Here is a 24918-nt window from a genome sequence, read left to right on the forward strand (position 1 = left end):
CGTCCCCGCTAAATTTAGCGGGGACGCTATCAAAAGGATCAAAACCGTGTCGCAACCTGGCGGCAAACAGCTAAGCGGCGATCAGGTTCTCCTGATCGCCAGGGCGCTGAGCGATAAGACGCGCTATGAGATTTTGAAACGTCTCGGCGCGCAAACGGATGCGCTCGCCTGCGTGTCGGTGCGCGATTGCATGGGCGTCAATCCGGCGACCCTGTCGCACCATATGAAGGAGCTCGAGCTCGCGGGCCTCATCGACGTGACGCGCGAGGGAAAATTTGCGAGCTACACATTGCGGCGCGACACGCTGGACGCTTTTATCGCGCAGTTGCAGGACGACCTCGCCGCCCGCGACGGGGTGAGCGCATCACCCGCCGAGATAGGCAGCTGAGACGCCGTCATGGTCGATGAGATCGCGCGCCGGGCCTTCGAGGCTGATGCGGCCCGCCTCAATCACATAGGCCTGGTCGGAGAGCGCGAGGGCGGCGTTGGCGTTCTGCTCGACGAGCAGGATTGTGCGCCCTTCGCTTTTGAGCGCCGCGAGGATCGAAAAAATCTCCTCGACCATCAGCGGCGCAAGGCCCATCGACGGCTCGTCGAGCAATAGCAGCTTCGGATCGGCCATCAGAGCGCGCGCGATCGCCAGCATTTGTTGCTCGCCGCCTGAGAGAAGTCCCGCCTGTTGCGTCAACCTCTCCTTGAGACGCGGAAAGCGCGTGAGCGCGGCGTCGCGTCTGCGGCCAATCTCCGCCGCCGAGGGCGCGAGATATGCGCCAGCGCGGAGATTGTCGGCGACGCTCATCGCCGCGAAAATCTGCCGCCCCTCTGGGGCATGAGCCATTCCCCGCGCGGCGATGGCGTGCGCGGAGCGGTTGGCGATCTCCTCCCCGTTGAGACGCACGGATCCCGCGCGCAGCTTCAAAAGGCCGGAGAGGCCGCGCAAAATGGTGGTTTTGCCGGCCCCGTTGGCGCCAATGAGGCAGGCGATTTCGCCGCGCCGGACCGTGAGGTCGACGTCGCGGACGACAAGCTTGCCGCCATAGCCGATCGTCAGCCCGCGCGCCTCCAGCATGATGTCCGTCATGCCGCGTCGCCCCGAAAATGCGCGGCGCCCTTGACGCCGAGATAGGCTTCGATCACGGCGGGATTGGCGCGCACCGCGTCGGGCGGCCCTTCAGCGATCTTGCGGCCGAAATTCAAGACCGTGATCTTGTCGCAAAGCCGCATGACGAGGCTCATGTCATGCTCGACCAGCAGCATGGATATTTTTTGCGCGCGCAGCTTTTCGAGCAGGAGCCGCAGCGCCGCCGTCTCCGCGGGATTCATGCCAGCGGCAGGCTCGTCGAGAAGCAGCAGCTTCGGTTTTGCAGCGAGCGCGCGGGCGATTTCGAGCCGGCGCTGATCGCCATAAGAGAGCGATCCGGCCGGCGCATATTCGACTGACGAAAGACCGACAAAGGCAAGCAGCTCGCGCGCCGCGTCGACCGCCGCCCGCTCGGCTTGGCGGAAACGCCCGAACCGCGTCAAAATCTCGAGGAGCGAGCCGCCGACATGAAGATGCATGCCGACGAGAACATTTTCGATCGCCGTCGTCTCAGTGAACAGGCGCAGATTCTGGAAGGTGCGGGCGAGCCCGCGTCGCGCCCGCTGCGACGGCGAGAGCCGGTCGATGCGCGCGCCGCCAAGCCATATTTCGCCGTCGTCCTGACGCGTCAGGCCGCTGATCAGATTAAACAGGCTTGTCTTGCCGGCGCCATTCGGTCCGATCAGCGCGTCAAGGGCGCCTTCGGCCACAATGAGATCGAGATCCTCAACGGCGGCGAGCCCGCCATAGCGCAGCGTCAACCCCTTGATGTTGAGCAGCGGCGCGGCGCTCATGGGCGCGCGCCAATGCGCAGGGGACGCCACGGGATCAACCCATGCGGCATGTAGAGGACGGCGATGACGATGATGGCGCCATTGACGACGAGGCGGAAATCCTGCAGCGGACGCAGAATTTCCGGCAGCAGCGTCAACACAAGGGCGCCGGCGAGCGGGCCGAACGGCGAGCCGACGCCGCCGAGCAGGGCGTAGCTCAGAATTGTCACCGCGGCGTCAAACCCATAGTCGTTCGGGCCGATGAAGGAGGAGGCGTGCGCGTTCAGCGCGCCGGCGAGTCCGGCCAGCATCGCCGAGACGACAAGCGCGGCCATTTTGTAGCGGGGGAGATCGACGCCGCTGACGGCGGCCGCCGTCTCGTCCTCGCGGATCGCTTCCATCGCCCGGCCGACGCGCGAGCGCGCAATCAGCATCAGCGCCAGCGTCACCGCCGCGAGGCAACCGTAGATCAACGCAAAGCCGGCCTTGGCGGGAATCCCTGAAAGGCCGAGGGCGCCTCCCGTCAGATCGGATTGAATGAGAAAGATGCGCAAAATCTCGCCAAGACCGATCGTCGCCAGCGCGAGATAGACGCCGGACAGGCGCAAGGTTGGCGCGCCGATGACCAGGGCGAAGGCCGCCGGGATCAGCGTCGCAGCCGCCAGAACAAGCGGGAAGGGCAGGCCGCTGTGGAGGCTGAGCAGGGCCGAGGCATAGGCGCCAAGGCCCATGAAGGCGGCTTGGCCGAGCGAGAGCTGGCCGATCGCCAGCACCACATACATGCTCAGCGCGAGCAGCCCGTTGACGCCAAGCGAGGCGATCAGGCTCTGATAGGTCCATAGAAAATCGTCGAGCGCAGCCGGCATCAGGCGCGCCTGACGCTCGCCCGGCCGAACAGGCCGAAGGGACGCGCCCACAGGGTCAAAACGAGCAATAGAAAACCGACGGCGTCCTTGTAGACCGATGAGACATAGCCCGCGGTCAGCGCCTCGAGGAGGCCGATCAACAGCCCCGCGATCAGCGCGCCGCCGACGTCGCCAAGGCCGCCGAGAATGATGACGGCGAAGCCCTTGAGGGCCATGGTCTCGCCCATATAGGGCGTAATGGCGTTGTGCTCGAGGCCGATGAGAACGCCCGAGGCGCCGGCGATCGCGCCGCAAAGGAAGGACACGCGGCGCATGATCGCGCCTGTGTTGATGCCCATCAGCTCGGCGGCCTGCGGATTTTCGGCCATGGCGCGCATCGCAAGGCCGGTCCGCGTCGCCCGCAAGACGCCAATCAGCGCTGCGGCGAGAAGGCCGGCCGTGACGACGATGATGATCTGCGTCAGCGAAATGCTCGCCCCATTGAGACGGAACGGAGCGGCCTCGATGAGGCCGATCGGAAAGCGCCGGATCTCCGAGCCGATCAGCGCCGTCATGCCGGTGTAGAGAAACAGCGTCGCCCCAAGCGTGATCATCAACGACGCGAGTTCGGGCGCCTGTTGTTGGCGCAGCCGCGACAGCAGCGCAGAGTCGAGAACCACAGCGATGAGGCCGGTCGCGAATGCGGCCAGGGGAAGCGCCAGCGCGATCGGCGCGCCATGCAGCGCCGCAAACAGCGCGAGATAGGCGCCGGCCGAAAAATAAAAGCCATAGGTCAGGTTGACGATCTTCAGGACGCCGAAGGTCAGCGTGAAGCCGAGCGCGAACAGCGCATAGGCCGAGCCGGCGACGAATCCATTGATGATTTGCTGAAGAAGCATGGGTTGATCCGGCGCGCCGGGAAAGGCGAGTCTATTTCAAAATCGTGAATTTGCCGCCGGCGGCTTCGAGGACAAGGACGCCCGAGACGACGGCCGGGCTCCGGTCCGGCGTGAAGGCGAATTGGCCCATGACGCCCTCGATCTTGGTTTTGAGGAGCGCGTCGCGGATGGCTTCGCCGCTGAGATCCTTGGCCTCGTTCAGCGCGCTCGCCGCGATCTTGATCGTGTCATAGGCCTGCGCCGCAAATTGGTCGGGATCGGAGCCATATTTCGCGCGATAGGCTTCGATGAACTTTGCATTGAGTGGATCGCTCTTGCCGACGAACCACGGGCTGCCGACGAGAAGCCCATCCGCGGCGGGCCCAGCGATCTCGAGCACCTTCGGTGAATTCATGCCATTGCCGCCGATCGCACGCACCGTTTGCGGCAGGCCGAGCGCTTGCTTTGCGAGCAGAATGCCGGCCCCGGCGTCGGCCAGCGCGGAGATGACGATCGCGTCGGGATTGAGGCTGGCGATCTTGGTCAACTGCGCGGAAAAATCCGTGTCCTTGGCGCCGAATGTCTCCGTCGTCAGAACCTCAAAGCCCAGCTCGGCGAGCGCCGCCTTCATGACGTCATAGGCCGATTTGGTGAAGGCGTCGTCACGGCCGTACAGCACTGCGACTTTCTTGACGCCCAGCTTGTCGCGAGCGGCGCGCAGCGTCACGGGGATCACATCGGCTTCGGGCAAAGAGGTGCGGAACACGAAAGGACCGATGTCGGTGACCCCAATCGCGGTCGTCGATGTGCCGATGATCGGCGTCTGGCGCTGATTGGCGATCGGACCGACCGCGAACATTTCGGTCGAGAGCGTCGGTCCGAGCAGCAGCGGAACCTTGGCGCGGCCGATCAGCTGGCGCGCGGCGTTGATCGCCTGCTCCTTGCTGCCGGCGGAATCCTCGTAAGCGATGGCCAGCGGAACCCCGCGCACGCCGCCGCCGCGGTTGATTTCATCGAGGCCAAGGTCGAAGCCCTGCTTGATGGCGACGCCATATTTGGCGTTCGGTCCACTCAAAATTTCGATCGCGCCGATCGTGAGCGGATCGGCGGCGCGCGCAAAAGTCGCCGAGGCGAGGAATGCGGCGGCGAGCAGGCAGCGGAGGATTGGGCGGAACAGGATCATCTTGCGGCTCTGGGAGGGATGGCGAACGGTCTAGACCGAAGCCTTGCCGATTCCTAGATCACGATGATTTGGGGCGAATCAATCAAAAAACATCGTGATGGATTCCAAGCGTTTGGACCATTAGGTTGGCTGCGTTGCGCTCGATGCGGACCGTCCGCGCGCGGCCGACCTGGCATAGCTGCGGCTCGGCTGTTTTCGCGAATAGGCGGAACTCTGCCCGTGCGCCAGGCGTTGAATCATACTTTCGCCTTATATTTGGGCAGGGCCGAACGAGCCCGGTCGAAGGAGCGCGTGATGAGACTATTGGGCAAATTAGCCGCGGCTGCGGTTTTGACGGGGGCGCTGATCGCGGCCGCCCCCGCTTTCGCGGGGGGCTATGGCGGGGCTGGCCGCGCTGGCGGCGGCGGTTTTCACGGCGGCGGATTCGGCGGGGGAGGCTTTCACGGCGGCGGCTGGGGCGGCGGCGGCTTCCGCGGCGGGGCGTTCAATGCCGGAGGTTTTCGCGGCGGCGGTTGGGGCGGCGGCGCGCGCTGGAACGGCGCCGGCTTTAACAATGCGGGCTGGCGCGGCGGCGGCTGGAACAATGGCGGCTGGCGCAACGGCTGGAACGGCGGCTGGGCCGGCAACGGCAACCGTTGGGCCGGGTGGCGGCGCGGATGGGGCTGGAACTACGGCCCGAGCTGGGGCTGGGGATGGGGCGGCGGTCTCTACGGGCTCGGCCTCGGCTACGGCCTTGCCAGCGATTGGGCCTATCCGGCCTATGACTACAGCTACGACTATCCTTATGCCTATCCCTACGGCGGCAATTACGCCTATGTCGCGCCTGCCGCTCCGGTCGTGACCGGCCGCAGCGTCGCCACGGGTGGGATCGGCAATTTCTGCACGACTCCGGTGCGCACCTGCCAGCTTGTTAACGCCTCCTACATTGGGATCGGCTGCTCCTGCAAGGTCAGCGGCGGACGCGCTCGAGGCTCGGTGACGCCGTAGACTGTCGGGAATTAGAACCTTCCGCGACCTTCATCGGCCGAACGAAAGTTCGGCCGTTTCTTATGGGGAGCCGCGCTTCAGCCAGGTTACCGACAAGAACGCGCCGATCCACGATCCGAGAGCCGCGAAGACCACATAGGCGGCGTTCTGCGTGTAACTGATCACCGCGAAAGCGGAGAGAAGATACCAGACGCCGCTCCAATTCGCCGCCGAGAATCGCCGCCGTCCGGCGACCGCGGCGGTGAACAGCACATAGGCCGCGTCGGTGACGGCGGTGCAGAACAGCACGCCCGCGGCGATAAGCGGATCGACGGCGATCATCAAGGTCTCCTGATTTTTTCACGGCCAGGCTTCGCGCCAAAACGCGGCCCGAGAACCTTGGCTTTTGCCAGACTAACGCCGCCCTCGACAAATCGCAGAACCCTAACCAAGACCGCGTCCGCGTCGATCGGCGCGCTGGCGCGGCCGGAGAAATGCTTGTCTCGCCAGTTGCAGCGCGCTAAGCCATTTTGCGTCCCGCCTTCCCGAGAAAGAGTTTTGACGGTTCTTTCGCACGCCGACGATCTGGTTGCTTCGTTTCACGAAGCCGTGCGGCGGGCGGGCGACATTGCGCTCGGCTTCTTTCGACCGGGACAAAGAACGACCGCGCGCGTCACGCATAAGGAAGGCGGCTCGCCGGTCACCGAGGCGGATCTTCTCGTCGACGCTTTTCTCAGAACGGAATTCGCGCGGCTTTTGCCTGACGCCGGCTGGCTCTCCGAGGAAACCGAGGATTCCGAGGACAGGCTCACGCGCAGCGAAGTCTTGGTGCTGGATCCGATCGACGGCACGCGGGCCTTCGCGCTGGGCGAGAAGACCTGGGCGGTCGCCGCCGCGCTGGTCCGCGACGGGCGTCCGCAAATCGGGATCGTCCATGCGCCGGCCTTAAAGCAGTCCTATGTCGCGGTCCGCGGCGCGGGCGCTCGCCTCAACGGCGCGCCGATCCAGGTGTCGCAGCTCGCCGCGCTCGAAGCCGGCTCTAAAGTTGGCGCGCCGATGTTCCTTGCCGAGGAATTGCGTCTGGCGGGTCTGAAATTCAGCCTGCAGCCGCGCGTGCCGTCGCTCGCGATGCGCATCGTCTATGTCGCCTCGGGGACGCTCGACGCCGGCTTCGCCTCGGAAAACTCCAACGATTGGGACATTGCCGCGGCGGATCTGATTTTGGAGGAGGCAGGGGGACGGCTTGCCAGCCTCGATGGCTGCGATCTCGTCTATAATCGCGTGGAGACGCGGCATGGTCTGCTTGCGGCCGCGCCGCTGCAAATCTACCCGGCGATCAATCACGCGATGCGGCGCACGCGAAATGCTTTTGAGCCCTGAAGGCGACGGCGGCCGGCCCTTGCGCATGGCTTGGAAAATGCTTACCGCTCGCGCTAAGGGAACTGCCCTTGTTCAAGAACGCTGGACACAATCATGAAACGCGCCCCTGCTCCCCCCAAGAAGCAGCTTCTGCACTTTGTTTTCGGCGGCGAACTGAAGGATTTCGATTCCACTGAATTCAAGAATCTCGACGAAATCGAAATCGTCGGGCTGTTCCCGGATCACGCTTCGGCCGTCGCCGCCTGGCGCGCCAAGGCGCAAGCGTCGGTCGACAACGCTCAAATGCGTTATTTCGTGGCCCATCTCCATCGGCTGATCGAGCCGGGAGATCATGAAGAGGAAGGCGACGAAGAATAGTCGCCGCCCTTCCGAAAAACGGCCTCCGCGCGAAACTCCGGCCGAAATCCCTTTGCGCGCTCCGATCCTTTCCTGCTGGCGTTTGAAACCCCGTCCGCCTGCGCCAGAAGTTCGGCTTTGAGCGCCGGAGCCTTTTGCGTACAGTCGGCGCCGGATCTGGATCGGGCTTAACGGGGAGTCATGCTGCTTTCCCTCTATCGGGCCTGCAGCGCCGCCTTCGCACCGCTTGCTCCGCTTGTCCTGTGGTGGCGGGTTCGGCTTCGCGGCGGGCGGTCGCGCCAGGACGAGCGCAGGATCGCAGCCGAGCGTCTGGGCAGCCCGTCGGCGGCTCGTCCGCAAGGCCGGCTTGTCTGGGTCGCTGCGGCGACGGCAATTGACGCCACGCGCCTCCTGCCGCTGATCGACAGGCTGGCCGCGGCCGGATTCCATGTGCTGGTGACGACGCGGGATGACGAGGCCGCGCCGCCGCGGTTGCCCCCCTTCGCGCTGCATCAATATGCGCCGCTCGACGTTCCGAAATTCGCCGCCCGCTTTCTTGCGTCCTGGCGTCCCGACGTCGCTCTGCTGGACGGCGCCGAATTTTGGCCGAATCTGACGCGGCAAATGCGCCGGCGCGGCGTTCCGGTCGCGCTCGTCGACGCGCATCTGTCGGCTCGCGCGTTTGCCCTTTTAAGCCGAGCGCCAAAACTGGCGCGCGCTCTTCTTTCCGGATTTGAGGCCTGTCTCGCGCGCAGCGCCGCCGACATGGAGCGGCTGCGGCATTTGGGCGCCGGCTATGCGCAAATTGTCGGCGACCCGGCCTATGATCTTTCGCCGGAACCTGCCGACAGCGCGGCGCTCGCGCTGCTCTCGGCGCGCATTGGCGCGCGGCCGGTGTGGGCGGCTTTCACGGCCGATCAGGCGGAGGCTGACGTCGTTCTCGACGCGCATCGCAAGATCGCGGCGAAACTGCCGGGCGTCCTGACCATCATCGCGCCGCGGCGGGCGAAAAGCGCCATCGAGATCGCCCTGCGTGCAAGCAAGCTTGGATTGGACGCGCGGGCTGCGACGGCCAGCGCCGGCGACGAAGCTTTGCCCGCGATCTTGATCCTCGCGGGGGCGGACGCCGGGACGCTGTATCGCGCGGCGGGAGTCGTCTTCCTCGGTCGATCGCTGGGCGACGCGATAAGCCGGTCGCTCGGCGTCGCCTCGGGGGGAGGCGGCCTCAATCCGATCGAGGCGGCGAAGCTCGGCTGCGCGATCCTGCGCGGGCCCGAGGTTTCCGATTTTGCGGACAGCTATGAGACGCTCGATCGGGCCGGCGGCTGCGCGCTGGTTCATGACGCGGAATCGCTCGCGGCGGAGGTTACCCTGCTGCTCTTCGACGCCGCCGAACTTCGGGCGATGGGCCGCGCCGCGGCCGAAGAGGTCGAGCGCCTGTCAGGCGCCTCGACACGGATCATGCAGGCGCTGTCGCCATTCCTGGCGCAGGTTTTCCTGAGGCCGGGCGTGGAGGACGAGGCCGAGAGCTGACGCAAGCGCGCGCGGGGGGCGCCAAAGACGCGCGGCGAAACGCTGGGCGGAGGCTTAGCCCTTGGCCGCCATTTTCAGCCTCAGCAGTTTCGCCTCGGGGCTGGCGTAAGGCTCCTGCAGATCGACGTTCCAGTAGCGCAGCTCCTCGATGCGGATCGCAGCGCCGGTCGCCGCGCAACGCACGAAAGCGCCCGGCCGCAGAATGCGAAACTCGCCATCGAGATATTCGACCTCGGCTTCCCCGGCGGCCACGGGGCGGCGTTCATAACGGTTCATGAATCTCGTGCTCAATTTTCCGAAAGCGGCGGTAACCATAACGCAATTATTGCCGTTTCGCCAAGCACTTCGGAACAGGCCCGCGCCGCGTTCGATTGCGCCTCCGCCATTTTTCAAGATTGCGCTTCCAATTCGAGGCGGGGGCTTTACGTTCGCCGGGCTTAGCGTCCGCAGGGGCGCCGCGGGCCGCGACGCAATGCGGACTAGAAAAAGCGATTTCGATTTGATTGAAATCCAAAAATTATCGTGATCCTGAAGACGGAGCGCCGATGCTGGATTTTGCCGATGGGAGCGCGCGGCTCGCTTTTGTGGACGAGCCGCCGGTCGGTCACGACCGCAACGAGCCCATCATTCTCATTCATGGCTTTGCGTCGAATCATGCGGTCAACTGGTTCTTCCCGCAATGGGTCAAGACGCTGACCGAGGACGGCAGGCGCGTCGTCGCCTTCGACAATCGCGGCCATGGCCGCAGCCAGAAATTCTATTCGCCCGAGGACTACGCCGTCCCCAAAATGGCCGAGGACTGCCGCCGCCTGCTCGACCATCTCGGCATCGAGACGGCGGACATCATGGGCTATTCGATGGGCGCGCGGATCGCCGCCTTCTTCGCCAAGGCCCACCCGGAGCGGGCGCGATCGATCATTCTTGGCGGGCTCGGCCATCATTTGATCGACGGCGCCGGCCTTCCGCTCGGCATCGCCGACGCGATGGAGGCGCCCTCCGTGAACGATCTCATGACGCCAAATCAGCGCCTTTTCCGCAACTTCGCGGAAGCGACCAAAAGCGATCTCAAGGCGATGGCCGCCTGCATCCGCGGCGCGCGGCAATTGATCAGCGAAGCGGAAGCAAGGCAAATCAAAACCCCCGTCCTCGTCGCCACCGGCAGCGAGGACGATGTCGCCGGCGATCCGAAGCAGCTGGCGGCGATTTTTCCGAACGGGCAGGCGCTCGACATCAAGGGGCGCGATCACAATCGCGCGGTCGGAGATCCGATCTTCAAGAAGGGCGTTCTGGCCTTTCTCGCCGAGCGGCCGTGATTGGGCGCGGCCGCCCTCGGCGCGCAGTTGCGGGGTCCGCCGTTTTCTGGCAAAGGCAGCTGCCTGAAACATATTGACCGGCCCGCACAAGCCGGCGCAGGCGCTGGGCCGTCGCGCCGCCCGGCTTTAGGAGGAGTCGCATTGGACAAGACCGAATTGCATAAGCTTCAGGGCTTCCTGCGTGAGGCGTTCGGCAATGACGGGATCAAGGTCGCGCAGGGCAAACACAATCCCGATGACGCCGACGTGTTCTTTGGGCAGAAGCAGATCGGCGTGATTACGGTCGACGACGAGGATGGCGACCGGTCTTTCGCCTTCGCCATGCCGATTCCTGTCGAGCGGCCGGTGCTGCAGGATTATCTGCGACGCCTGTTCGAGACCGACAAGCTGAAGATCGTGCCGCGCGCCAAAAAGACCGATTCGGTCGAGCTCAACCGCGGCGATGACTTTCTTGGCGTCATTTCGGCCGACGATCCGAAGGGCCGAAGCTTTACGCTGCAAATGGCCATTCTCGACCTCGATCTCGAGGCCTATTGAAACCCGCGCGGGAGACGCTGTTTGACCCCCGCCGCGGCAAGCCGGAATTGATCGATGCCGCTTTACGCGATCGACGGTATTGAGCCGCAATTGCCGCCGATTGGCGCGTTCTGGATCGCGCCCGACGCGCAGGTGATTGGCAAGGTCCGACTTGGAGTCGACGCCTCGATCTGGTTTGGCGTCGTGCTGCGCGGCGACAATGAAGAAATTTTTGTCGGGCCCCGCTCCAATATCCAGGATAATAGCGTGCTGCACACCGATCCGGGCTCGCCGGTTTCGATCGGCGAGGGCTGCACGATCGGGCATAACGCCATCCTGCATGGCTGTGCGATTGGCGATAACAGCCTGATCGGCATGGGCGCGACCGTTTTGAATGGCGCGCGCATCGGCCGCAATTGCCTTATCGGCGCCAACGCCCTTGTCACGGAGGGGAAGATTTTTCCCGATAATTCGCTGATCGTTGGAAGTCCCGCCAAACTGTTTCGCGAACTCGACGAGATCGACGTCGCGCGGCTCAAGGAAAGCGCCAACCGTTACGTCGCCAATTGGCGGCGCTACGCAAAGGGCCTTGTCGCCATTTAGTCAATTTTCAGGAGCAGGCGTTTGAAGCATCAGCTCCGGCGCAATTATGCGCGAAGGCCATGGCGCTCTGGAGTCTTACGCCTGAAAGCGGGCGGTCCTTCCGAGATCTGGCGTCCGCGTCCATGCCGCCGGAGCCGATGATCTTGGAGGAATCCGCCCTGCGGCTCATCTGAAATTAAAGTCCGCTTCCTATAGATAATTTGGGCATGATCGCGTTGGGCGTCATGGCCTAAGCTTAAGGCCAACTCCGGAGAAGCCTGCGCCGATGACCGATCAAGGACAAAAGGAGCACGCGGCCGATCTGAACCTCGCCTCTTCGAGCGTCGGCAAGCGCGCGGGGTTGGCGCTTGGGATCGAGCGGACCGGGCTGATCTCGCTGCGCTATCCTCTGTTTGTCGCGCTTGCGGCGCTGGCGCTCGTGATCGCGGCCGGGTTTGGGCTGACGCGGCTCAAGGTCGATGATTCGTTGAGCCAGCTGTTTCGCTCCAATACGCCTGAGTTCCGGCAATATGAGGAAGTGACGCGGAAATTCCCGTCGAGCGAATATGACGTGCTCGCCGTGATCGAAGGGCCAAGTCTGCTCGAGCGAGACTCGCTCGACAAGCTCCGCAATTTCGTCACCGACGTGCAGCTGATCGACGGCGTTCAAGGCGTGATCTCGCTTTATTCGGCGCGCCAGCCGCCGGAAAACGGCGATACGCCGGCGCCGCTCTTCCCCGACCCGCTGCCGGAGGGCGCCGCTTACGACGCCCTTGTGAAGCGCGTCATGAGCAATGAGATCATCCGCGGCAAGATCCTCTCGGAAGACGGTCAGCTGACCCTTGTCGTTCTGGCGCTCGATCCGAAAATCGTCGGCGGCAAGGGGCTCGACGCCGCCGTCGGCGAGATCCGCAAGACGATGGCCGAGGATCTGGATAGGACCGGCCTCAAGGCGGAGCTTTCCGGCGTTCCGGTCATGCAGCTCGAAATCCGCACCGCGGTGGAGCGCGATCGTCTTGTCTATAATGCGACCGGCTTCATCGCCGGCTGCCTGATCGCCATTCTGTTTTTTCGCCGTCTGTCCTTCATGGTGATTGCGGCGGGGCCGCCGCTGCTCGCGATCATTCTCGCCCTTGGGACGCTCGGCTGGCTCGATTTCCGGTTGAACATGTTCCTGAACGTGATGACGCCGCTCATCATGGTCATCAGCTTCTCCGACAGCATGCAGCTGACCTTTGCGACGCGCGACCGAATCCTCGCCGGCCAGAGCAAGCAGGAAGCGCTGCGCAACGCCATTTTGATCGTCGGCCCGGCCTGCGTCCTGACCCACGCCACCGCGGCGTTGTCCTTTGTCGCGCTGCTGTTTTCCGATTCCGAGCTGATCCGCACCTTCGGGGAGGCGGGACTGATCGCGACGCTGATCGCCCTCTTCACGGTTCTGCTGCTGCTGCCGCTGCTTGGCATGCTTTTGCTGCGCAACGAGGCGAGGTTGGCCGCGACAGGTCGGCGCGGCGATCTTGGCGTCGAGGCGCTGCGCGCCTTCTGTTTCTGGATCGCCGCCCGCATGGTGCGCCATCCCGGCCTCTATAGCCTGGTCGGGCTGATCGTGGTCGCGGCCCTTGGCGCCGTCTTCGGCAATCTGGAGCCGCGCTATCGTCTGGCCGACCAGGTCCCCGACAAGGAGCAGGCGGTCTCGGCGAGCGGGCGCCTCGACGCCAAGCTGACCGGCGCCAATCCGATCGACGTCCTGATCGAATTTCCGCAGGGCGCCTCGCTCTATGCCCCGGAAACGCTCGCCGTCATCGCCAAGACGCACAGCCTGCTCGAACATCAAAAGGGCGTCGGCAATGTGTGGTCGCTCGAAACGCTGCGCCGCTGGCTGCAGGACAAGATGGGCGCCTCTGACGTCGGCACTTTGAAAAAATATGTCGATCTTCTACCCGAGCATCTGACGCAGCGCTTCATCGACGCCAAGCGGGACGCCGTCGTCGTCTCGGGCCGCGTGCCGGACGCCGACGCCAGCAAATTGCTGCCGGTGGTCGATGCGGTCGATCAGTCGCTGCAAAGCCTGCGCGCGGCCTACCCCGGCTACACGATTTCGGTGACCGGCCTCTCAGCGATCGCCGCGCGCAATAGCGCCAGCATGATCGACAAGCTGACGCGCGGCCTCACAATCGAATTCTTCTTTGTCGCCGCCTTTATTGGGCTGGCGTTCCGCTCGGTCGTCGTCGGGCTCGCCTGCGTGCTGCCGGGCATTTTTCCTGTCGTCGCCTCGGGCGCCCTCCTCGCGATCACAGGGCAGGGGCTTCAATTCGCCAGCGTCGTCGCGCTTACCGTGTCCTTCGGCCTCGGCCTCAGCGCGACGATTCATTTCCTGAACCGGCTCCGGATCGAAGGCGATTCCGGCGAGAATTATGCGCTTGCCGTCGAGCAGGCGACAGTCCTCGTCGGTCCGGCGTTGATCTTGACCTCGATCGTGCTGGCCTGCGGCCTTGCGGTGACGGTCTTTTCCGACCTGCCCTCGCTGCGCCTGTTCGGTTGGCTCAGCGCCTTTGCGATGATGGCGGCGCTCACCGCCGATTTGCTGATTCTACGGCCGACCGCGATGTTCCTGCACAGCGCCGCCGAGCGTTTGGCGGCGTGGCGGCGCGGCGGCGCCGCGGGCGCGGCGCCGCGATAGATCAACGAAAAAGGCGGCCGGTCGGGCCGCCTCGTCGTTCAGGCCACAAGCATCGCCGACTGCTCAGCCCTTGCCGAGGGTGATGGCGACATTGGTGATTGCGGTCCCGGATGTCGGCCGGATCGAGACGCTCTGCTTGTTGCCGCGAAAGCGCACCTGAAGGCCGGCGGAAAAGCCGGCGCCGTCGACGCGCGCCTGGATCTCGGAATTTGAGGCGTGGCCCGAGATATTTCCATTGGCGTGCCGCGTCGCCTCGCCCCAGGTTCCCGTGACCTGACCGCCGCTGACGGAGATATTGCCGCTGATTTCGAGGCGGTAGCTGTCGCTGGCGCAGCGCAGGCTCTGGTTGAGCGCATTGCCCGCATCATTGACGGCATAGACCGCCTTGCAGCGGATGCGTTCGCTGGAGCCATTGTCCAGGCTGATGGTGCCGCCGCCCGTCCAATAGCCTGAGAGCCCGGCGAAAGGTCCTTCCGCCACGGCGGCAAAGGGCGATGCGAGCGGAAGCGCAAGACCCAAAGCAAGCGCCAACCCGAACCCAAGCGATTTCGGCTGATTCAAATCGGACATGTCATCCTCTTTTTTTCAATTGACCCCTGCGGCGAGACCGTCTCCGAGGTCGGCAAGCGCGCCCTTGCTCTATGGGCGCGCCGCGACAAAATCAACGGGGCCGCGAATTGTAATTCTTCAAGGGACCCCCTGTCCGGAGCGCCGCCTCCGCCACTTGCTCCAAAGCAGGCGGGCGCGCACCAGCGCGCGGCCGGTTGGCCGCTGCAGGAGGGGGACGTCGATCGCGAGCAGGAGGATGCCGAGCGGCAGCATCCAAAGTCCGAGGATCGGCAGAAAACCAAAAATACCGCCGGATATTAAAAGGAAACCCGCGGGGATGCGAACCGCCCGGGAGGCGGGCCGCCGCAGCCAGGACACCCAACCTGCCGCTCTTTCGGGCAGCTTGTCCTGAAAACCGTCGAGATGCCGGTCCAGTCTCTGCTGGTCCTTGTCGCCCACCTTAAATCCTTCGCAGCGAGGACGGCGCAGAGTCGCCGCCGTCAGGGTAGGTGGAATGGGACGCGGGCTTGCGCAAGGGGCGGCGAGGCCGGAAATCTCAGGCGGACCGGCCTTGCGATTGCGCGAGTCCGAGACCGACGATGATCGCGGCGAGCAGCGGCAGCCCCGGGCCGAACAGGCTGACATTCACGAAGGCGAGGATCACCAGCGAGACAAGGCAGGACGCCGCCGCCGCGGAGTAAAAGGAGTCCCGGCCGCGCTTTCCCGCCGCGCGGATGAAATCCACCGCGAGGAGAAGAGCCGCGATCACGGCGCCCCAGAGAATGACGCGTCCCATCTCAATCGAAAGCTTGGCCGCGGCGGTGACGGCGCGCCGCTCCTGACCCTCGGCGTCGCCGAATTGGTAGATTGGCAGGATGGAGCTGAAGGCGCCGGCGCCGTCGCCGAAAAAGGGCGTATCGGCGAGAATGCGCTGAGTTAGTTCAATCGTGGCCGTGTCCTTCTTGACGAAAGCCAGGCGCGGATCGGAATTGCTCCCGGCGGCGCCGGTGACGAGAGCCAGGACAATGACCGCTCCGGTAATGCCGATCGCGCCGGCGCCCCAGCGGCCAAGGTTAAGCCGGCGCACGCTAAAGACGGCGACGAACATGACGAGTCCACAGGAGGCCGCGAAAATCAGCGAGCCTGAGTGGGCGAGCACGACGGCGGCTACGCAAATGAAAAAGGCGATCAGCGCGGTGGCCATGGGATAGATGAATTTGGCGTTGCTGAAGCCGAGCTTCGCCCGCCGCGTCTCATGGCGCTCATAAATCAAACAGGCGCAGGCGGCGGCGAGAACGACGCCGAGACAGGCGCAGCTCTGCGCCTCTTCGCGTAGATCCGCGCTGCTCGGCGCGCCGACGGCTTCGATCACGATGAAGGCAAGCGATATCAGCGTCGCCGCGGCGGTGAGAGCGGTGAGAGTGACTTCGGCGCGATCGCGATTGATCGTCAGCGCCGTCGTCAGCAGAAGCGCGCCGACGAGACTAAGATAGCGGACCAGCGCCAGCGCCGTCGCGCCGATGTCGACGCTGATGCTCCCCCAGATCGGCGTGGGAAACCCTGCCTTGACGCTGGCCCAGACCGGATGGGCCAGCGGAGCCGGAGCCGGCGCCATCTGCAGCAGAATCCAGATCGCCGGAATCAAAGCGCCAAGGACGACCGGCGTAACCAGCACGCCGAAACGCGCCGTCTCCAGCGGCGGCAGCCGCAAGGCGACGAGGAGGAGGCCCACCGCGACCAGAAGCGGGATGAAGGCCGCAAGCGCCGCTCCGTCGACGAAAGGCGTCACGAGGCAGAGGGCGATCAGTCCGAGCAGGAAGCCAAGGGCGACGAACATGGCGATCGCTTGTCAAAAGAGATGGAAATAACCGCCCGTCTTGCCGTCGGCGGGCGGAGCCGGGAGCCTGACGCCCGTCCGAAAGCAGCAGCGTTTTCGGATTGAAGCCAGACGGCAGACTATTGAAATCGATCGCGATTACAATTCCGAACTGAATAAATCTAGCTTTATCGCTTTCGGTTGATTGCCTGACTGTTATCGCAACGCTGGCTAATATTCAAGACGGCGCTTGCGATGCCGCGTTCATAATAAAACAAACGCTTAGCGATAGATCTGAACATGCTGCGCGAGGCCGCAGCGATGCCTGACGTTCGTTGTTTTGAGGTTGCGGCCGGGCCTTCCGTCCGCCTCATGCGGTTGCGAGTTCGCCGGCCTTTTCGTGCAGGAACCAGCGGTACACTTCGGTTATGCCCTCTTCAAGGCCGGTCTTCGCCTGCCAGCCCAGCGCTGCGAGCCGTCCCGAATCCATCAGCTTTCGCGGCGTTCCGTCGGGCTTTGACGTATCGAACACGAGTTCGCCGCTAAATCCTACGACGCGGCCGACGATTTCGGCCAGTTCGCGAATGGTGACGTCGCAGCCCGCGCCGCAATTGATCGGCTCGTCGCCGTCGTAATGATCCATCAGAAAGACGACGGCGTCGGCGAGATCGTCGACATAAAGGAACTCCCGCAGCGGCGTTCCGGTGCCCCAGACCACGACCTCGGAACGGCCGGCCTGTTTCGCCTCATGGAATTTGCGGATAAGCGCGGGTAGGACGTGGCTGTTGGCGAGGTCGAAATTGTCGTTAAGGCCGTAGAGATTGCTCGGCATCACCGAAATATAGTTGCGTCCGTGCTGGCGCCGATAGGCCTGGCACATTTTGATGCCGGCGATCTTGGCGATCGCGTACCATTCATTGGTCGGCTCAAGCGGTCCGGTCAGCAGCGATTCTTCCTTGATCGGCTGCGGCGCGAATTTCGGATAGATGCAGGACGAGCCGAGAAAGACGAGGCGCTCGACGCCGGCGCGATGGGCCGCCTCGATGACATTGGCCTCGATCACGATGTTGTCGACGAGAAAATCCGCCGGATAGGTGTCGTTGGCGAGGATGCCGCCGACTTTCGCCGCGGCGAGTATGATGACGTCGGGCTGCTCTTTGGCGACCCATGCGCGGACCGCCGCTTGGTCGCGCAGATCGAGCTCCGCGCGCGAGGTGGTCAGGATCTCGACCGGATCTCCGGCAAGCCGGCGCACGATCGCCGACCCCACCATGCCGCGATGGCCGGCGACCCAGATCCGCCTGTTGCGGGTTGCTCCCGTCGAAGCATCGGCCATGACGTCTCCTTGTGTTTATGTCTTGCAGTTGGAAGCACGGAGCGCCCGCGTCGCTGCGGCGGCGCCGACCCTCTTTGCTGCGGGCTGCGGTCAGACCCGCCCGCGCGCCTTCATCACGACCAGATCGCTGGCGACCATGTCGGACACAAGCTCGGCGAAGGTCGTCTTGTGCTTCCAGCCGAGCTTCTCGAACGCCTTGGTCGGATCCCCAAGCAGAAGTTCGACTTCCGTCGGACGGAAATAGCGCGGATCGATCTCGACCAGAGCCTTGCCGGTCTTGGTGTCGAAGCCGCGCTCGTCTACGCCTTCGCCCTTCCAGCCAATCGTCACGCCAATTTCAGCGAAGGCGCGTTCGACGAATTCGCGCACGGTATGCATCTCGCCCGTGGCCAGTACATAATCATCGGCCTCCGGCTGCTGCAAGATGCGCCACATGCCTTCGACATAGTCCTTGGCGTTGCCCCAGTCGCGCTGGGCGTCGAGGTTGCCGAGGAACAGCTTGTCCTGCAAGCCGAGATGAATGGCCGCGACGGCGCGGGTGATCTTGCGCGTCACAAAGGTTTCCGCGCGCGTCGGGCCTTCATGGTTGAACAGGATCCCGTTCGAGGCGTGCATGCCATAGGCTTCGCGGTAATTGACCGTGATCCAATAGGCGTAAAGCTTTGCCGCCGCGTAGGGCGAGCGCGGATAGAACGGCGTCGTCTCGCTCTGGGGAATCGCCTGCACCTTGCCGTAGAGCTCGGAAGTCGAGGCCTGGTAGAAGCGCGACTTCGCGCCAAGGCCGAGGATGCGCATCGCCTCTAGGATGCGCAGCGTGCCGAGCGCGTCCGAATTGGCTGTATATTCCGGCGTCTCGAAGCTGACCTGCACATGGCTTTGCGCGGCAAGGTTGTAGATTTCGTCAGGCTGCACTTCCTGGACGATGCGGATCAGGTTCGTTGAATCGGTGAGGTCGCCATAATGAAGAAAGAAGCCGACATCCTCTTCATGCGGATCATGATAGAGATGATCGATGCGATCGGTGTTGATCAGCGAGGAGCGCCGCTTCACGCCATGAACTATATAATTTTTGGAAAGCAGAAGTTCGGCTAGAAGAGCGCCGTCCTGACCTGTGACGCCGGTGATCAAGGCTACTTTTTTTGCAGTCATAAGCGGCGAATACCTTTGAGCTCTTGCGGATCGCGCGCGCAAATCCGGGAGTTAAGTAGAGCGGGAGCCATAGCAGAAACGCGCGGTCTTGGCCAGCTTAGGGCGTTTGCACAACTGGCAAAACCGCGAAAATACTTTATCTCATTGTTTTATCGTATTTCTGATCGTTAAAACTTGCAACTTTTACGATTGGTGTCTTGGTGGAGGCGCCAGACGCTGAAATATCCGCCAGAGCAACATCGCCAGACGAGCAAAAGCCGCGCCTTACGAGGCGATGGCGCGGTCCAAAGTCGCCGCCTGCGTCTTTGCGACGCGGCTCTGACTCTGCGCCTCGCCGACGGCGAAAGCCGTCATATTGACGATGCCGCGCGACGTCGTCGAAGGCCGGATGATATGAGCCGGCAGCGCCCCGCCGAGCAGCACCGGCCCGACCGGCAGCGCATCCGCGATGATCATCGTCATCGAGTAGGCGATGTTGGCGGCGTCGAGATTGGGCATCACGAGAATATTGGCCTCTCCCTTCAAGGTCGACGACGGCAGGATGTTGTCGCGGATCGCCTGCGACAGCGCCGCATCTGCCTGCATCTCGCCGTCCGCCTGAAGGTCCGGCGCGCGCTTGCGCAGGATTTCGAGGGCGCGGCGCATCTTCTGTGGCGAGGGCGATTCGTCCGATCCGAAATCCGAATGCGACACAAAGGCGATGCGCGGCTCGAGGCCGAGGCGCCGGACATGCTGCGCGCACATCAACGCCGTCTCGGCGATTTCGAAATCGGCGGGATCATGGCGGACATGCGTATCGGTAATGAAAAGCGGGCCCTTGCTCGTGATGACGAGGCTCATGGCGGCGAAATCGGTGACGCCCGGCGCGAGGCCGATGATTTCGCGAATATAGGCGAGGCGCGAGTTGAAGCGCCCGTCCAGCCCGCAGAGCATCGCGTCGGCGTCGCCGCGCTTGACGGCGATCGCGGCGATCACAGTCGAATTCGTCCGCACCTTGGTGCGCGCATTGTCCGGCGTCACGCCGCGCCGGCCGGCGACTTCGAGGTAGCTTGCGACATAGTCGCGGTAGCGCGGATCGTCCTGCGGATTGACAAGCTCAAAATCCCGGCCGGGCCTGATCGACAGGCCGAAGCGTTCGAGACGCGTCTCGACCACGTCCGGGCGGCCGATGAGAATGGGATGGGCGATCCCTTCCTCGACGACGGTCTGCACGGCCCGCAGCACGCGCTCGTCCTCGCCCTCGGCGTAAATGACGCGCCGCGGGTCGGCTTTGGCCGCCTGCATCAGCGGCTTCATGATAAAGCCGGAGCGGAAGACGAAGCGCGACAGCGTCTCCTCATAGGCGACAAAATCGGTGATCGGCTTTTTGGCGACTCCGGTCGCCATCGCAGCCTTGGCCACCGCCGGGGCGATGCGCAAAATGAGGCGGGGATCGAACGGGGAGGGGATGAGGCTCAGCGCGCCGAACTGACGCGACTCCCCTTCATAGGCGCGCGCCACGACATCGGACGGAGGCTCATGCGCGAGCTGCGCGATGGCTTTGACCGCCGCGAGCTTCATCGCCTCGTTGATGGTCGTCGCCGCGACGTCGAGCGCGCCGCGGAAGATGAAGGGAAAGCAAAGGACGTTATTGACCTGATTGGGATAATCCGACCGTCCGGTGCAGATCATGGCGTCGGGCCGCGCCGCGCGCGCCGCCTCCGGCTCGATCTCCGGGGTCGGATTGGCGAGCGCCATGATGAGCGGACGCGGCGCCATCGTCTTCGCCATGTCGGGCGTCAGCACGCCGGGCGCCGAAAGGCCGACGAAAATATCCGCGCCGCCGATCACGTCGGCGAGCCGGCGCGCATTGGTGTCCCGGGCGTAGACGGCCATGCGCTCGTTCATCGAAGGGCGTCCCCTATAAACGACCCCGTCGACGTCGGTGATGGTGATGTTGTCGGCCTTGGCGCCAAGTTCAACGAGGAAGTCGATGCAGGCGAGCGCCGCCGCCCCGGCGCCCGAACTGACGATCTTGACCTCCGAGAGGGTCTTGCCGGACAGCTCCATGGCGTTGAGGACGGCCGCGCCGACGATGATCGCGGTGCCGTGCTGGTCGTCGTGGAATACGGGGATCGACATGCGCTCGCGAAGCTTGCGCTCGACCTCGAAACATTGCGGCGCCTTGATATCCTCGAGATTGATGCCGCCGAAAGTCGGCTCCAGCGAGGCGACGATATCGACCAGCCGATCGACGTCGTTTTCCGCGATCTCGATATCGAACACGTCGATGCCGGCGAATTTCTTGAAGAGCACCGCCTTGCCTTCCATCACTGGCTTGGCGGCGAGCGGGCCGATATTGCCCAGGCCGAGCACTGCCGTGCCATTGGTGACGACGGCGACGAGGTTTTGACGCACCGTCAATTCCGCCGCCTGCGCCGAATCGGCGGCGATGGCGAGACAGGCCGCGGCGACGCCGGGCGTATAGGCGAGCGAAAGATCGTGTTGCGTGCCGAGCGGCTTGGTCGCGCGTATTTCGAGTTTACCGGGGCGCGGCGAGCTATGATAATGGAGTGCGCTGGAGGCAAGTTCCGACGTCATGGGCTGGGCCATTCGGGATGTCCTTTTTGCGGACTTTATGATTGAGCGTCGAGCATTCAAGGCTTCATATGAGATACGTTGGCTTCGCGCCGAAGTCTATCGGCGGGACCTCGCAATCCAGGCGGAGCCGGCCCCGGCGTCAGCCTTGCTCCAGTCTCATCGCGCGGACGCGACGCGGGCCTGATTGTGCCGGCGCGGACGACTGAGCCATGGGGCCCAAAAAACCAGAAGGCGCGCTGATCCTGCGCGACATCGGCGCCCTCCGCCTCGCCGTCGCCGGATGGCGCGCCTCCGGTGAGATCATCGCCCTGACGCCGACGATGGGCGCCCTCCACGCTGGCCACGTCTCGCTGGTCGAAATGGCGAAACGGCACGCCAGCCGCGTCGTCATGTCGATCTTCGTCAATCCGACGCAATTTGCGGCGGGCGAGGATTTCGGCTCCTATCCGCGCAGCTTCGAGGCCGACGTCGCGGCGTTCGAGGCCGCGGGAGGCGACATCGTTTTCGCGCCGGCGGTCGAGGCGATGTATGGCGCGGGGTTCGCCACCGCAATCCATGTCGCCGGGCCGGCGCTTGCGGGGCTCGAAGACCGCGCGCGGCCGACGCATTTTTCCGGCGTCGCGACAGTGGTCGCCAAACTGCTCAATCAGTGCCGGCCCGATATCGCCGTCTTCGGCGAGAAGGATTATCAGCAGCTGAAGGTCATCACGCGTCTTGCGCGCGATCTCGATCTCGACGTCAAGATCCTCGCGGCGCCGACCTTGCGTGAAAAAGACGGCCTCGCCATGTCCTCGCGCAACGTCTATCTCTCGCCGGCCGAGCGCGTGGCGGCTCCGGCCCTTTACGGCGCCCTTGCCGCCTGCGCCGCGTCGATCCGCGCCGGCGTCGGCGTCGATGCGGCGCTCGATGACGCAAGGCGCGCCGTCGCGAAGGCCGGATTCATCATCGATTATGTCGAGGCGCGCAACGCCGAAACGCTTGAGCCCTTGCGCGGCGTCGCGGACGAGCCGATCCGCCTGCTTGCCGCCGCAAAACTCGGCAAGACGCGGCTCATCGACAATATCGCCGTGTAACGGCCAGCGGATTTGGGAAGGCCGCTCGTGACGGATGCAGAAGGCCAGGGCGCGCCGGCGCCGGAACGAATCGTCCGCGTGAGGATCGGCGGCCGCGTGCACGGCGTCGGCTATCGCGCCTGGACGCAGGACCAAGCCAAGGCGCGCGGCGTCAAAGGCTGGGTGCGCAACCGCAGGGACGGCGACGTCGAGGCCGTTCTTGCCGGCTCGGCCGCCGCGGTCGATGCGCTTTGCGCGCTATTATGGCGCGGACCGCGGGCCGCGCGGGTCACGCGCGTCGAGGCAAGCCCGGCCGGCCCGGAGGATCTCGACGGGAGCGGCGGCGGATTTCGCCAGATCGCTACGGTCTAGCAAGATTTCAACCTCATGCTCACGGACGCGTCCGCTCAAGCAAGCGGCCGCCCCTCTTGCCTGCGGCGGCTCGGCGTGCTTTGCCAGATGCGGCCAGCTTGACTGCGGCAGATCGGCTTAAGGATCGGCGATGAGAGCGAAGTTTTCGCAATATGCAGTCCGGCGCGGAGTCTCTCCCGCGCGTCTGGCGCTTGGCGGTCTCATGCTGGCGAGTCTCGCGCTCGCCGGATGCGACAAATGCGGCGACCCGATCAAGTTCAACACGCCGAGCCTCCCGAAAAGCTGCTACGGCGTTAGCCAGAACAAATAGAAGGCGCACGTTCGGCAAGCGCTTTTTTTCGATCGGCGCCCTTCGATTGATCCGTCAAGCGCCGACGTCGTCCTTCGAGCGGAAAATGCGCAAGATAGCCGCCTTCGCCTCCTGCTTCATTGCATTCGCCGAGGCGCCGGCGACAGCGGCCGAAAAATGTCCGGTCGGCGACATCGCCGCTGAGAAAGCCGGCGGCTATGCGAACGCCGTCAAAGCCGCATTGGAAGACGCGCCAAATTGCGAGCGGGCATATAAAGCGCTCGCAGCCTGTCAGCTCGGCTCCTCGGGGGACAATGCGCTGTCCGACATCGTGCGATCGAAATGCGAGCCCTTGTTTCTGGTAAGAGCCAGCCCAGCCACGAAGCAGGCCTATAAAAAGGCGCGACAGCGCTGCGACAAGATCGCAGAGCGGAACGAAGGGTCAATGTATCAGGGTTTCGCGGCCGTCTGCCAGGCCGGAGCCGCGCGGGATTTCGCCCGTCAATATGCGAGACGGCGGTAGAGCATGATCGCCCGCCGAGACCTGCTCATCGGCTCGCTATTTGCCGGCGCCGCCCTGTTCGGCTTTCGCGCCGCGGCTTTTGATTTCGATGGCGAGCTGCAAGGGGCTCTTGCCGATCTCGAACAAAAGCATGGCGGGCGCCTTGGCGTTGCGATTCTCGATACCGCAACGATGCGGCTGATCGCACGTCGCGGCGACGAGCGTTTTCCCCTCTGCAGCACGTTCAAGTTTCTTGCCGCCGCCTTTGTCCTGGCGCGGGTGGATCGCAAAGAGGAAAGCCTTGCGCGCCGGATTATCTATGCGAGCGATGTGCTTGTGGCGCATTCCCCAATTACCGGGAAGTATGTTGGCGGCGATGGTCTGACTGTCGGCGAGATCTGCGAGGCCGCGGTGACCGTCAGCGACAATACGGCGGGCAATCTGCTGCTCGACAGTTTTGGCGGACCGGCCGGATTGACCGCCTATGTGCGTTCGCTTGGGGATAATTTCACGCGGATCGATCGACGGGAAACCGAGCTGAACGAAGCCGCGCCCGGCGATCCGCGCGACACGACCACCCCGCTTGCGATGCTCGAGATTCTACACAAGACCGTTCTGGGGACATCGCTATCCGCCCCGTCTCGTCAACAAATGATCGCGTGGCTCGTCGCCAATACGACCGGCGGTCAACGTTTGCGGTCCGGCGCTCCAAAAGGGTGGCGGGTCGGCGACAAGACCGGCTCCGGCGAGAATAATACGACGAATGACATCGCCATCATCTGGCCGCCTCAGCGCGCGCCACTGATCGTGACTGCCTATTACACGGAAGCTCGCGCATCCGCCGTCGAACGCGATGCGGTATTGTCAGAGGTGGGGCGGCTCGCCGCGGATTTGAATTGAAATCGCATGGATCGGCGTCCGGCCTCTATTCCGGCGCGCCCCTCGATCGGGTCGTACTGCTTGACGTCGAAGCCGAACGTCTCGAAGGAATTCGCCATATGCGGCGGCAGCGGCGCAGTGACGCCCAAAACGCCGCCGCGCGGATGCGGCGGCGCCAGGCCCCGCGCCAGCAGATGCAGCTTGCGTCCGATGGTCTCGGGAATGGCGCGCAGCGGATCGTTTCGGCGCGGATCGGTTTTGGGCCGCAGCCCATATTTCGGATTGCCGATGATCGGATGATCGATCGCCTTGGCGCCGATCACCAACC

At 64.1% G+C, this 24918-nt stretch carries 28 protein-coding genes; 14 read left to right on the plus strand and 14 right to left on the minus strand.

The features are described 5' to 3' along the window. Positions 1-46: 46 nt before the first annotated feature. Complete coding sequence (locus tag MSIL_RS00320) at positions 47-388, plus strand: ArsR/SmtB family transcription factor (RefSeq protein ID WP_012589115.1); 342 nt, start codon at positions 47-49, stop codon at positions 386-388. Here MSIL_RS00320 and MSIL_RS00325 read toward each other — a convergent pair. Genes MSIL_RS00325 through MSIL_RS00345 form a run of 5 tightly spaced genes read right to left on the minus strand, consistent with a single transcriptional unit; the run spans position 365 to position 4760 of the window. Continuing rightward, complete coding sequence (locus MSIL_RS00325) at positions 365-1081, minus strand: ABC transporter ATP-binding protein (RefSeq protein ID WP_012589116.1); 717 nt, start codon at positions 1079-1081, stop codon at positions 365-367. The genes MSIL_RS00320 and MSIL_RS00325 overlap by 24 nt on opposite strands. After that, positions 1078-1875 carry an ABC transporter ATP-binding protein gene (locus MSIL_RS00330; protein ID WP_012589117.1) on the minus strand — a complete coding sequence of 266 codons (798 nt, stop codon included), beginning with the start codon at positions 1873-1875 and terminating at the stop codon, positions 1078-1080. Before MSIL_RS00330 ends, MSIL_RS00325 begins: the two co-directional genes overlap by 4 nt. Continuing rightward, the gene (locus MSIL_RS00335; protein ID WP_012589118.1) at positions 1872-2720 is read right to left on the minus strand and encodes a branched-chain amino acid ABC transporter permease; all 849 of its coding nucleotides are present in this window, start codon (positions 2718-2720) and stop codon (positions 1872-1874) included. Before MSIL_RS00335 ends, MSIL_RS00330 begins: the two co-directional genes overlap by 4 nt. Then, positions 2720-3598 carry a branched-chain amino acid ABC transporter permease gene (locus tag MSIL_RS00340; protein ID WP_012589119.1) on the minus strand — a complete coding sequence of 293 codons (879 nt, stop codon included), beginning with the start codon at positions 3596-3598 and terminating at the stop codon, positions 2720-2722. The genes MSIL_RS00335 and MSIL_RS00340 overlap by 1 nt, the downstream gene beginning before the upstream one ends. A 31-nt stretch (positions 3599-3629) precedes the next feature. After that, on the minus strand, positions 3630-4760 hold the full coding sequence (locus tag MSIL_RS00345; protein ID WP_012589120.1) for an ABC transporter substrate-binding protein: 1131 nt from the start codon (positions 4758-4760) through the stop codon (positions 3630-3632). A 294-nt stretch (positions 4761-5054) separates the two neighbouring features. On the opposite strand from MSIL_RS00345, the gene MSIL_RS21545 reads away from it, so the two are divergent. After that, a complete protein-coding gene (locus MSIL_RS21545) occupies positions 5055-5747 on the plus strand; it encodes a hypothetical protein (protein WP_012589121.1) in 693 nt (230 codons plus the stop codon). Positions 5748-5807: 60 nt separating this feature from the next. Here MSIL_RS21545 and MSIL_RS00355 read toward each other — a convergent pair whose 3' ends face one another. After that, positions 5808-6068, minus strand: coding sequence for a hypothetical protein (locus MSIL_RS00355; protein WP_012589122.1), 261 nt, complete (start codon positions 6066-6068; stop codon positions 5808-5810). Positions 6069-6284: 216 nt separating this feature from the next. Between MSIL_RS00355 and MSIL_RS00360 the strand changes: the two genes are divergently transcribed. From MSIL_RS00360 to MSIL_RS00370, 3 genes are all read left to right on the plus strand, one after another. Beyond that, complete coding sequence (locus tag MSIL_RS00360; RefSeq protein WP_012589123.1) at positions 6285-7106, plus strand: 3'(2'),5'-bisphosphate nucleotidase CysQ; 822 nt, start codon at positions 6285-6287, stop codon at positions 7104-7106. Positions 7107-7199: 93 nt separating this feature from the next. Beyond that, positions 7200-7463, plus strand: a complete 264-nt coding sequence (locus tag MSIL_RS00365; protein WP_012589124.1) for a DUF4170 domain-containing protein — start codon at positions 7200-7202, stop codon at positions 7461-7463. Between the two features lie 180 nt (positions 7464-7643). Beyond that, a complete protein-coding gene (locus tag MSIL_RS00370) occupies positions 7644-8975 on the plus strand; it encodes a 3-deoxy-D-manno-octulosonic acid transferase (RefSeq protein ID WP_012589125.1) in 1332 nt (443 codons plus the stop codon). 54 nt (positions 8976-9029) lie between these two features. On the opposite strand, the gene MSIL_RS00375 is transcribed toward MSIL_RS00370, so the two are convergent. Next, positions 9030-9251, minus strand: a complete 222-nt coding sequence (locus MSIL_RS00375) for a DUF2093 domain-containing protein (RefSeq protein ID WP_012589126.1) — start codon at positions 9249-9251, stop codon at positions 9030-9032. 269 nt (positions 9252-9520) lie between these two features. Here MSIL_RS00375 and MSIL_RS00385 point away from each other — a divergent pair, with 269 nt between their 5' ends. The 4 genes from MSIL_RS00385 (at position 9521) to MSIL_RS00400 (ending at position 14066) form a co-directional block, all read left to right on the plus strand. Then, positions 9521-10288 (plus strand): alpha/beta fold hydrolase, encoded by a 768-nt coding sequence (locus MSIL_RS00385; RefSeq protein WP_012589127.1) that lies wholly within the window; start codon positions 9521-9523, stop codon positions 10286-10288. 141 nt (positions 10289-10429) lie between these two features. Continuing rightward, positions 10430-10825, plus strand: a complete 396-nt coding sequence (locus MSIL_RS00390; protein WP_012589128.1) for a DUF3126 family protein — start codon at positions 10430-10432, stop codon at positions 10823-10825. Positions 10826-10879: 54 nt separating this feature from the next. Next, positions 10880-11407 (plus strand): gamma carbonic anhydrase family protein, encoded by a 528-nt coding sequence (locus tag MSIL_RS00395; protein WP_012589129.1) that lies wholly within the window; start codon positions 10880-10882, stop codon positions 11405-11407. Positions 11408-11672: 265 nt separating this feature from the next. Continuing rightward, positions 11673-14066: an efflux RND transporter permease subunit gene (locus MSIL_RS00400; protein WP_012589130.1), complete on the plus strand. Its 2394-nt coding sequence runs from the start codon at positions 11673-11675 to the stop codon at positions 14064-14066. Between the two features lie 63 nt (positions 14067-14129). Here the strand turns inward: MSIL_RS00400 and MSIL_RS00405 are convergent, their stop codons facing one another. The 6 genes from MSIL_RS00405 to MSIL_RS00430 form a co-directional block, all read right to left on the minus strand. Next, on the minus strand, positions 14130-14636 hold the full coding sequence (locus tag MSIL_RS00405) for a hypothetical protein (protein ID WP_012589131.1): 507 nt from the start codon (positions 14634-14636) through the stop codon (positions 14130-14132). Between the two features lie 117 nt (positions 14637-14753). Next, positions 14754-15074, minus strand: coding sequence for a hypothetical protein (locus tag MSIL_RS00410; RefSeq protein ID WP_012589132.1), 321 nt, complete (start codon positions 15072-15074; stop codon positions 14754-14756). Positions 15075-15171: 97 nt separating this feature from the next. After that, a complete protein-coding gene (locus tag MSIL_RS00415; protein WP_012589133.1) occupies positions 15172-16452 on the minus strand; it encodes a hypothetical protein in 1281 nt (426 codons plus the stop codon). Between the two features lie 349 nt (positions 16453-16801). Beyond that, on the minus strand, positions 16802-17767 hold the full coding sequence (gene fcl, locus MSIL_RS00420; RefSeq protein WP_012589134.1) for a GDP-L-fucose synthase: 966 nt from the start codon (positions 17765-17767) through the stop codon (positions 16802-16804). Between the two features lie 90 nt (positions 17768-17857). Beyond that, positions 17858-18916: a GDP-mannose 4,6-dehydratase gene (gene gmd, locus MSIL_RS00425; RefSeq protein ID WP_012589135.1), complete on the minus strand. Its 1059-nt coding sequence runs from the start codon at positions 18914-18916 to the stop codon at positions 17858-17860. Positions 18917-19180: 264 nt separating this feature from the next. After that, positions 19181-21508 carry an NADP-dependent malic enzyme gene (locus MSIL_RS00430; protein WP_012589136.1) on the minus strand — a complete coding sequence of 776 codons (2328 nt, stop codon included), beginning with the start codon at positions 21506-21508 and terminating at the stop codon, positions 19181-19183. A gap of 197 nt (positions 21509-21705) precedes the next feature. Between MSIL_RS00430 and panC the strand changes: the two genes are divergently transcribed. From panC to bla, 5 genes are all read left to right on the plus strand, one after another. Next, positions 21706-22569: a pantoate--beta-alanine ligase gene (gene panC / locus MSIL_RS00435; RefSeq protein ID WP_012589137.1), complete on the plus strand. Its 864-nt coding sequence runs from the start codon at positions 21706-21708 to the stop codon at positions 22567-22569. Positions 22570-22596: 27 nt separating this feature from the next. Next, the gene (locus tag MSIL_RS00440; RefSeq protein ID WP_012589138.1) at positions 22597-22920 is read left to right on the plus strand and encodes an acylphosphatase; all 324 of its coding nucleotides are present in this window, start codon (positions 22597-22599) and stop codon (positions 22918-22920) included. 130 nt (positions 22921-23050) lie between these two features. Next, positions 23051-23230 (plus strand): hypothetical protein, encoded by a 180-nt coding sequence (locus MSIL_RS00445; RefSeq protein WP_012589139.1) that lies wholly within the window; start codon positions 23051-23053, stop codon positions 23228-23230. An 85-nt stretch (positions 23231-23315) separates the two neighbouring features. Beyond that, entirely contained in the window at positions 23316-23732 is a 417-nt protein-coding gene (locus MSIL_RS00450; RefSeq protein ID WP_012589140.1) for a hypothetical protein, read from the plus strand. Between the two features lie 3 nt (positions 23733-23735). Continuing rightward, on the plus strand, positions 23736-24611 hold the full coding sequence (bla, locus tag MSIL_RS00455; RefSeq protein ID WP_012589141.1) for a class A beta-lactamase: 876 nt from the start codon (positions 23736-23738) through the stop codon (positions 24609-24611). Here bla and MSIL_RS21125 read toward each other — a convergent pair. Continuing rightward, positions 24530-24913 carry an RluA family pseudouridine synthase gene (locus tag MSIL_RS21125; protein ID WP_341871984.1) on the minus strand — a complete coding sequence of 128 codons (384 nt, stop codon included), beginning with the start codon at positions 24911-24913 and terminating at the stop codon, positions 24530-24532. The two genes, bla and MSIL_RS21125, sit on opposite strands and share 82 nt — an antisense overlap. Between the last annotated feature and the right edge of the window lie 5 nt (positions 24914-24918).

This window comes from Methylocella silvestris BL2 (genome assembly GCF_000021745.1).
Lineage (GTDB): Bacteria > Pseudomonadota > Alphaproteobacteria > Rhizobiales > Beijerinckiaceae > Methylocapsa > Methylocapsa silvestris.

Excerpts from the sequence above, each read along its gene's own strand:
- MSIL_RS00325 (WP_012589116.1), bottom strand. The coding sequence starts at position 1,081 with ATGACGGACATCATGCTGGAGGCGCGCGGGCTGACGATCGGCTATGGC.
- MSIL_RS00330 (WP_012589117.1), bottom strand. The coding sequence starts at position 1,875 with ATGAGCGCCGCGCCGCTGCTCAACATCAAGGGGTTGACGCTGCGCTAT.
- MSIL_RS00335 (WP_012589118.1), bottom strand. The coding sequence starts at position 2,720 with ATGCCGGCTGCGCTCGACGATTTTCTATGGACCTATCAGAGCCTGATC.
- MSIL_RS00340 (WP_012589119.1), bottom strand. The coding sequence starts at position 3,598 with ATGCTTCTTCAGCAAATCATCAATGGATTCGTCGCCGGCTCGGCCTAT.
- MSIL_RS00345 (WP_012589120.1), bottom strand. The coding sequence starts at position 4,760 with ATGATCCTGTTCCGCCCAATCCTCCGCTGCCTGCTCGCCGCCGCATTC.
- MSIL_RS21545 (WP_012589121.1), top strand. The coding sequence starts at position 5,055 with ATGAGACTATTGGGCAAATTAGCCGCGGCTGCGGTTTTGACGGGGGCG.
- MSIL_RS00355 (WP_012589122.1), bottom strand. The coding sequence starts at position 6,068 with ATGATCGCCGTCGATCCGCTTATCGCCGCGGGCGTGCTGTTCTGCACC.
- MSIL_RS00365 (WP_012589124.1), top strand. The coding sequence starts at position 7,200 with ATGAAACGCGCCCCTGCTCCCCCCAAGAAGCAGCTTCTGCACTTTGTT.
- MSIL_RS00370 (WP_012589125.1), top strand. The coding sequence starts at position 7,644 with ATGCTGCTTTCCCTCTATCGGGCCTGCAGCGCCGCCTTCGCACCGCTT.
- MSIL_RS00375 (WP_012589126.1), bottom strand. The coding sequence starts at position 9,251 with ATGAACCGTTATGAACGCCGCCCCGTGGCCGCCGGGGAAGCCGAGGTC.
- MSIL_RS00385 (WP_012589127.1), top strand. The coding sequence starts at position 9,521 with ATGCTGGATTTTGCCGATGGGAGCGCGCGGCTCGCTTTTGTGGACGAG.
- MSIL_RS00395 (WP_012589129.1), top strand. The coding sequence starts at position 10,880 with ATGCCGCTTTACGCGATCGACGGTATTGAGCCGCAATTGCCGCCGATT.
- MSIL_RS00400 (WP_012589130.1), top strand. The coding sequence starts at position 11,673 with ATGACCGATCAAGGACAAAAGGAGCACGCGGCCGATCTGAACCTCGCC.
- MSIL_RS00405 (WP_012589131.1), bottom strand. The coding sequence starts at position 14,636 with ATGTCCGATTTGAATCAGCCGAAATCGCTTGGGTTCGGGTTGGCGCTT.
- MSIL_RS00415 (WP_012589133.1), bottom strand. The coding sequence starts at position 16,452 with ATGTTCGTCGCCCTTGGCTTCCTGCTCGGACTGATCGCCCTCTGCCTC.
- fcl (WP_012589134.1), bottom strand. The coding sequence starts at position 17,767 with ATGGCCGATGCTTCGACGGGAGCAACCCGCAACAGGCGGATCTGGGTC.
- gmd (WP_012589135.1), bottom strand. The coding sequence starts at position 18,916 with ATGACTGCAAAAAAAGTAGCCTTGATCACCGGCGTCACAGGTCAGGAC.
- MSIL_RS00430 (WP_012589136.1), bottom strand. The coding sequence starts at position 21,508 with ATGGCCCAGCCCATGACGTCGGAACTTGCCTCCAGCGCACTCCATTAT.
- panC (WP_012589137.1), top strand. The coding sequence starts at position 21,706 with ATGGGGCCCAAAAAACCAGAAGGCGCGCTGATCCTGCGCGACATCGGC.
- MSIL_RS00445 (WP_012589139.1), top strand. The coding sequence starts at position 23,051 with ATGAGAGCGAAGTTTTCGCAATATGCAGTCCGGCGCGGAGTCTCTCCC.
- MSIL_RS00450 (WP_012589140.1), top strand. The coding sequence starts at position 23,316 with ATGCGCAAGATAGCCGCCTTCGCCTCCTGCTTCATTGCATTCGCCGAG.
- bla (WP_012589141.1), top strand. The coding sequence starts at position 23,736 with ATGATCGCCCGCCGAGACCTGCTCATCGGCTCGCTATTTGCCGGCGCC.